This window comes from Amorphus sp. MBR-141 (assembly GCF_053628695.1).
Genome location: NZ_JBRJGW010000064.1, coordinates 1 through 6,516, shown reverse-complemented (window position 1 = coordinate 6,516; position 6,516 = coordinate 1). Strand labels below are relative to the sequence as shown.

The window sequence follows — 6,516 nt, the reverse complement described above, 5'->3', positions numbered from 1 at the left end:
TTCCGGGGCATGGAGCGTCGGCCTGTCTCGTTGATCCGACCCCCTATGAATCACGCAACAGACGCCTTGGGAATCCTTCTCAAACGCGCTCTTAGTGCGTCAGCCTCCCGGAAATAAGGGGACACGACGCCGTTTGCGGTAAGCCGCATGCCGCATGCGGCTTCGATCGCGGCGAGAATGTCATCAATTGCACAGTTTTCGTTATTGGCGTACCCTATAAGGAGAAGAAGGAGGGTACCGGTGATGAATGTGTCTATTGGCGATCGCTGGCAAAAATTCGTCGAGGAAGCCGTTCGGCAGGGTCGCTACGGCTCGGCCAGCGAAGTGGTGCGGGAAGGCCTGCGGCTGGTCGAGGAACGGGAAGCCAAGCTCAGCGCTCTGCGTGAGACCCTGGCCGCGTCGATCGCCGGCGGCGGTGATGTGGGCGACGACGAGCTGGATGCGGCTCTGAACGCGAAGGCGGAAAGCCTCGCCAAGGAAGGGTTCTGATTTGGCGCGTCCGAAATAAGCGCCGCGGTCGAGAAGGTGGCGAGGGAGCACCAAGCCGACCCAAACGTGCCCCGGCTGGGCCTGGTACCCACCGAATATGTAAATCCCCGACCACAGAAAATGCCAAAGCTTGCTACAATCTGTGTTCGGTCCCATAATAGAACAAAAGGAGTACAATCATGAACCTGAACGTATCCCTGACCGACGAACTGCACCAGTTCGTCAAAGCCAAGGTGGAGTCAGGACGTTACACATCCTCGAGCGAGGTCGTCCGCGAGGCACTGCGCCTGCTGGAGAAGTACGACCAGGCCGAAGCCGACAAGCTGCGCTGGCTGCAACAGGCCTACCAAGACGGCCTCACCAGTGGCGACTTCACGTCTTTGGACCGTGAAGCCATCAGCGCCGAAGGGCGCAAGCGCCTTGCAGCGAAAGACTGAGCTGCATGGCCTCAATTGTCTATTCCGGGTTGGCTCGCGCCGACCTGGCCGATATCCGATCGACCAGGATAATAGTGTCAAATAGTGTTAGTCACTAATTATCACTATATGGTATAAGGGGGAAGGAAGGAGGCCAGCCATGAAACCATCCGGCCAAATGACCCTCAGCCTGACCAAGGAACTTGAGCAGTTTGTGCGCGAGCAGGTGCGCCGCGGCGCGTTTGCGTCAAGCAGCGAGTACGTGCGCGACCTGGTGCGCGAGCGCTACCTGCAGGAGCGCGACCGGGAAGGTGCGCTCAAGGCGCTCGAGGAGGCCCTGACGCGCGGTCTTGCCGATGTCGAGGCTGGTCGCACCATGCCCATGGACGAGGCGTTTCGCCGGCTGCGGACGGAGCTGGGCCTGACGGAACAAAGTCATGACGAATGAAGGTCGTGATCACGCAGGCCGCATGGGACAACATGCTGCACATCGGCGCCTGGATCAAAAGCGATAACCCCGCCCGCGCCGACACCTTCGTCGCCGAACTCCACGCCCAATGCGAAGCCCTCGGACACGCCCCGAAGGGCTATCCTCTTGTTCCTGGATGGGAACACCTGGGCATCCGCCGCCGCCCGTTCGGCGACTACCTGATCTTCTACCGCATCGCGCATGAGCGCATAGAAGTGCTGCACGTGGTGCACGGCGCCAGGGCCTACGAGCGCATTCTGTTTCCGGACGCGTAGAAAATCTCCGTCCTCTACTAGAGCATGGCCTGCTTGAGCTGCCAGCGATAAGCACATTGGAGTTCTAATCGGCTCAGATAGATCCCACCCGAAGGGTCCATGCACGACGTGGGATAATGAATAGTGGCAATTGCGTCTTCAGCACAGCCCGTGACCCCAAAGACGGCCAGAAACCTGCCGTTTCCCAAGGTTCCGATCCCACAAATGCGTTCATCGGAGCGGCCCGGGGTAATTCCAATGCCATCCGCTATGGCACCCGGCAGCGGACCAATTCCCTCATGTGGGACTGGAATCTGCCCGAGGGGGAGTTGCTTTCCTTGCACCGCAACACGGTGTCTGCTACCTATTTGTGCAATAAATATTAGTGCACTATGGATTGTTGATGGCACCCTCTACTAACACCGTCACCTCTGAGTTTCTGGAGGCAATGACGAAGGTCAGCCGTAAGCTCCGGACCACCTTCAATGCCAGGGTGACGGCGCACGGCCTGACCTATCCGCGCGCTCGGGCGCTGTTTCGGCTCGCCAAGCGACCCGGCATGACCCAGACCGAACTCGCCTGCGAACTGGAACTCGAGCAGCCGACGCTCGTGCGGCTGCTCGACCGCATGGCGGCGCTGGATCTCGTCACCCGGGTTCCGGCCGAGAACGACCGGCGCGCCAAGAGAATTGAGCTGACCGCCCACGGGAAAGGGCAGGCGGCGCTGGTGCAGCGGCTGGGGAAAGATATCCGCGAGGAAATCTTTGCCGGCGTGAACGACAATGAAATGCGCGCGGCGGTTGACCTGTTCGAGCGGCTCTCGGCGCAGCTCGAACGCATGGGCGAGCAGGCCGAACATGTCTGAGGGACCATTTCCTTCCCGCTCCGAAACGAACGAGAGCGATAGGACGCTCCTGGATCAGGCTCCGGCCGCGCCGCAGCGCGAGGGCGATCCCTCTCCCAATGGGCGGACGATGGGCGACGCCGCTGCGGCACCCGCGGCACCGCCGGGCCGGCCGGGAATGCCAGGAATGCCGCCGTTCGTGCCACGCCCGCCGCTGATCACCGCGGTCTACATGCTCGCCTCAACGGTGATCGCCCTGACCCAGGGTCTCGGGATGAGCTTCATCTCGACCAATCTGACCCAGATCGCCGGTCCGCTCCAGGCGACGAATATGGAGGCGACCTGGCTGATGGCGGCCTATCTGGCGCCGAACGTCTCCCTCAGCCTGATGCTGTTCAAGGCGCGCGCCCAGTTTGGAATCCGCAACTTCGCTGAGGTGTCGATCGTCGTCTACGTGCTCGTCAGTCTCACGCACCTGTGGGTGAGCGACTACCAGACGGCACTCGTCGTGCGGTTCGTCGCAGGCGCCGCAGCGGCGCCGATGTCGTCGCTTGGCTTCCTCTACATGCTCGAGTGCCTGCCGCCGCAGCGCAAACTGAACGTCGGTCTGTGCTTGGCGTTGACGGCGCTCGGCCTATCGATGCCGGTGGCGGGACTGATCTCCCCCGGCCTGCTCGACCTCGGCGGCTGGCACGCGCTCTACGTGTTCGAGATGGGGCTCGCGATGGTCGCGCTCGGACTGATCTATGTGCTGCCCTTGGCCTCTCCGCCGCGCGCCAAGGTTATCGGCGTGCTCGACATCGTGAGCTATCTGCTCGTCGCCGTCGGCCTCGGCGCGTTCGCCGTCGTCTTCACCACCGGCAAGCTCTACTGGTGGGGCGAGGCGCCATGGCTGGGCGTCCTGATGGCGGTCGGCATCGTGGCGATCACGGCGATGGCGGTGATCGAACTCAACCGCGACACGCCCCTCCTCGACGTGCGCTGGTTGACGTCGCGCGAGATCATCCATTTCACAGGCACGCTGCTGGTGTTCCGGATCATCCTGTCGGAACAGTCGAGCGGCACCGTCAACTTTCTGCGCCAGATGGGGCTCGCCAACGAACAGATGGCGGGCCTCTACTGGGTGATGCTCGGCTCGGCTGTGCTGTCCGGCCTGGTCTGTGCGATAATTATGAAGCCGGGCCGCGAGTCCCTGCTCCACGCGGCAGCGCTGGTCCTGTTGATCGTCGGGTCCTATCTCGACAGTTCGGTCACCGTGCTGACCCGGCCAGAGCAGATGTATGTCAGCCAAATGCTGATCGGTTTCGCCAGCGGCCTCTATCTTCCGCCGTCGCTGGCCGTCGGGCTGATGTCAGCCTTGAAGCGTGGCCCCAACTACATCCTGAGCTTCATCATTGTGTTCCTCACCACCCAGAAGGTGGGGGGCATCCTCGGCAGCGCGCTGTTCGGCACGTTCGTCGCCCGCCGCGAGCAGTTCCACTCGCATGCGATCGTGCACCACCTCGTCACCACGGACCCGCAGGTGGCGCAGCGCCTCAGCCAGTTGACCAGTACCTACGGGCGTGTCATCGCCGATCCCGTGCTGCGCAGCGCGGAGGGGGCGGCTCTGCTGGCCTGGCAGGCGACCCAGCAGGCCTATGCGCTGGCCTACTCCGATGCCTTCCTCGCGACCGCCATCCTTGCCGCCTTCGCGCTCGGCGGCCTGATCGTCGACGAGACGATCGAGCGCCTCTTCAAGACCCCGTCTGCCATCCCTGCCGCGGCCTGACAGATCGACCCGCATGACCAAGATCTTTCGCTCTTTCGCCACTCTCCTCGCCCTCGCGATCGGCGCTGCCGGCGTTCTGCTGGTTCTGTTCGCCTGGAACCTGCCGCCATTCCACGGCTCGGTGGAGACCACCACCGACGCCTACGTCCGGGGCCAGGTCGCGCTGCTGAGCCCGCAGTTCTCCGGCTACGTTGTCGACGTGCCGGTGCAGGACTACCAGCATGTGAAGGCCGGCGACCTGCTGGTGGCACTCGACGACCGGATCGCCGTCCAGAACCTCGAGAAGGCCAAGGCGGCGCTCGCCAAGGCGAAGGCCGACCTCGACAACTCCGAGCAGTCCGAACGGACGGCCGAGGCCGGCATTGCTTCCCGGCAGGCGCAGCTCGAAGGCGCCCAGGCGGCACTGGCCTCCGCCGCGAACGACTGGCAGCGCAAGCAGTCCCTGCAGAAGAAGGGCATCGTCACCGAGAGCGACGCCGACAAGAGCCGGTCATCGTTCGATCAGGCCACAGCCGCGGTTCACGCGGCAGAGGCGGGGCTCGATTCCGCCCGGCAGGAACTTGCGGGCATCGTCACCGCCAGGGCGTCGCTGCGCGCGACCGTCAAGTCGGCGGAAGCGGGCGTGCGCCTGGCCGAGATCGACCTGGAAAACACGAAGATCCGGGCTCCGTCCGACGGGACGCTGGGCGAAGTGAGCGCCCGCGTCGGCCAGTATGTCTCGACCAGCTCGCAACTCGTGGCGCTGGTGCCGGACCACACGTGGGTGGTCGCCAACTACAAGGAGACCCAGCTCGCCGGCATGGCCGTCGGACAAAAGGTGCTGTTCACCGTCGACGCTCTTGGCGATGCGGAACTCACCGGCCGTATTGAGCGGTTCGCCCCGGCCACGGGCTCCGAATTCAGCGTGCTCAGGCCCGACAACGCGACCGGTAACTTCACCAAGATCGCCCAGCGACTGCCGGTCCGCATCGCGATAGACCCCGGCCAGCCGCTTGCCGAGCGGCTCGTTCCTGGCATGTCGGTCGTGGCCCGGGTGGACGTCGGCGCAAACGCCGACGGGGCGCTGGCGACGGCGTTTCCGGCCGGCCGCATCGCCGCGACCGCACCTGTGGATGCCGAACTGCGATAGCGGCACGGCGCATGGCTGCCTCCGCCATCGAGTTTTCCGACCCTTGTCCGGGGATTTCGTGGCCGATGGCTTCGCGCGCCTGCGCGCCGCTCGGTTGGGCGAGACGCCCTGCGCGCCTGTCGGGGAGGGCGCCGCGACGGCCTTGCTCGCTCTCTACCAGAGCATTCTGGCTTGTGCGCAGCAGGATCCACCCGACGGCGCTCGAATCGGTGATCTCCGAATTCGTCGACAAACCGGAGGCCCGCGATGGAACCAGAAGACTTCCGGAATCGCTATATTGCCATCTGGTCATCCGACCCCGAGCAGAGGCGCCCGGAACTCGAAGCCCGTCTGCAGACGCTGCGATCATAATTGACGGTCGCTCTGCAATCTCTATTTTGGGTGGGTTTGGGGGGCACCTCCGGCCGATAGTAGGATATGGGAGTTTCAAGTGCCGAGACTCAAGGTAAGAAATTTTGTCCTTGCAATCAGTGTTCTGGCAATTTTAGGCAGCGCGGCAGCCTCTCAGGAAACGCCAGCTCCTCGTGCGGACCTTCCCCCCCAAGGCAGCGTCAAGCTTTCACAGCTGGTCGCAGCGACCGAAGGGCGTGAAGGATTTTACGCAATCAAGAGTATTTTGTACTCCAAAGGGGAATACGAGGTCGTGTACTATATGAGCGACGGAGCCGAAGTGAGGCTGAATTTTGATGCCAAGACCGGCGAGGTTCGACCACCCAAAAGCGGAGGACTGTTCGGAGGATGAGAAGGACCGGCGGCTTCCTGCATCAAGCCTGCCGATACCATCCTCAACAGCTTGGCTGCATCATCTATCTGAGTCAGTGCCCTGGTGATTAGCAGGGCAAGTCAAGCGGGACCGTTGCCCAGTATCCTTGCTGGCCCATGCAGGAACCAGCCCAATGATGGCTGAAGGGCTCTCAGCGGGCGACTACCGACGGCTCGTGACCATGATCCGCGTGCTCGGCCAGGCCGGGCTTAGACCCACTTTGGCGCGCCTCGGCCTGATCCGGGTCCGGAAGGTTGAGTCAATTGACCCAGGTGCCGAGGCCGAGGCCTTAGAGCGCGTTTGAGAAGGATTCCCAAGGCGTCTGTTGCGTGATTCATAGGGGGTCGGATCAACGAGACAGGCCGACGCTCCATGCCCCGGAAG

General features: G+C 63.2%; 8 protein-coding genes. All 8 read left to right on the top strand.

Translation table 11 applies throughout. The features are described from left to right. The first annotated feature begins 243 nt into the window (after window positions 1-243). Complete coding sequence (locus ACSSVZ_RS27760; RefSeq protein WP_453974107.1) at window positions 244-489, top strand: type II toxin-antitoxin system ParD family antitoxin; 246 nt, start codon at window positions 244-246, stop codon at window positions 487-489. Window positions 490-668: 179 nt separating this feature from the next. After that, window positions 669-926, top strand: coding sequence for a type II toxin-antitoxin system ParD family antitoxin (locus ACSSVZ_RS27755; RefSeq protein ID WP_453974106.1), 258 nt, complete (start codon window positions 669-671; stop codon window positions 924-926). A 139-nt stretch (window positions 927-1,065) separates the two neighbouring features. Further along, window positions 1,066-1,353 carry a type II toxin-antitoxin system ParD family antitoxin gene (locus ACSSVZ_RS27750; RefSeq protein WP_453974105.1) on the top strand — a complete coding sequence of 96 codons (288 nt, stop codon included), beginning with the start codon at window positions 1,066-1,068 and terminating at the stop codon, window positions 1,351-1,353. Continuing rightward, complete coding sequence (locus ACSSVZ_RS27745) at window positions 1,350-1,649, top strand: type II toxin-antitoxin system RelE/ParE family toxin (protein WP_453974104.1); 300 nt, start codon at window positions 1,350-1,352, stop codon at window positions 1,647-1,649. Before ACSSVZ_RS27750 ends, ACSSVZ_RS27745 begins: the two co-directional genes overlap by 4 nt. 427 nt (window positions 1,650-2,076) lie before the next feature. Beyond that, the gene (locus ACSSVZ_RS27740; protein WP_453974103.1) at window positions 2,077-2,493 is read left to right on the top strand and encodes a MarR family winged helix-turn-helix transcriptional regulator; all 417 of its coding nucleotides are present in this window, start codon (window positions 2,077-2,079) and stop codon (window positions 2,491-2,493) included. 166 nt (window positions 2,494-2,659) lie between these two features. Then, on the top strand, window positions 2,660-4,240 hold the full coding sequence (locus ACSSVZ_RS27735) for an MFS transporter (protein ID WP_453974102.1): 1,581 nt from the start codon (window positions 2,660-2,662) through the stop codon (window positions 4,238-4,240). A 13-nt stretch (window positions 4,241-4,253) separates the two neighbouring features. Next, entirely contained in the window at window positions 4,254-5,369 is a 1,116-nt protein-coding gene (locus tag ACSSVZ_RS27730) for an HlyD family secretion protein (protein ID WP_453974101.1), read from the top strand. A 430-nt stretch (window positions 5,370-5,799) separates the two neighbouring features. Beyond that, a complete protein-coding gene (locus tag ACSSVZ_RS27725; RefSeq protein ID WP_453974100.1) occupies window positions 5,800-6,111 on the top strand; it encodes a PepSY domain-containing protein in 312 nt (103 codons plus the stop codon). Window positions 6,112-6,516: the final 405 nt, after the last annotated feature.

What these genes read in the sequence shown, in the direction of transcription:
- ACSSVZ_RS27730 (WP_453974101.1), top strand. Translation starts at nt 4,254, where the DNA reads ATGACCAAGATCTTTCGCTCTTTCGCCACTCTCCTCGCCCTCGCGATC.
- ACSSVZ_RS27750 (WP_453974105.1), top strand. Translation starts at nt 1,066, where the DNA reads ATGAAACCATCCGGCCAAATGACCCTCAGCCTGACCAAGGAACTTGAG.
- ACSSVZ_RS27740 (WP_453974103.1), top strand. Translation starts at nt 2,077, where the DNA reads ATGACGAAGGTCAGCCGTAAGCTCCGGACCACCTTCAATGCCAGGGTG.
- ACSSVZ_RS27760 (WP_453974107.1), top strand. Translation starts at nt 244, where the DNA reads ATGAATGTGTCTATTGGCGATCGCTGGCAAAAATTCGTCGAGGAAGCC.
- ACSSVZ_RS27735 (WP_453974102.1), top strand. Translation starts at nt 2,660, where the DNA reads ATGCCGCCGTTCGTGCCACGCCCGCCGCTGATCACCGCGGTCTACATG.
- ACSSVZ_RS27745 (WP_453974104.1), top strand. Translation starts at nt 1,350, where the DNA reads ATGAAGGTCGTGATCACGCAGGCCGCATGGGACAACATGCTGCACATC.
- ACSSVZ_RS27755 (WP_453974106.1), top strand. Translation starts at nt 669, where the DNA reads ATGAACCTGAACGTATCCCTGACCGACGAACTGCACCAGTTCGTCAAA.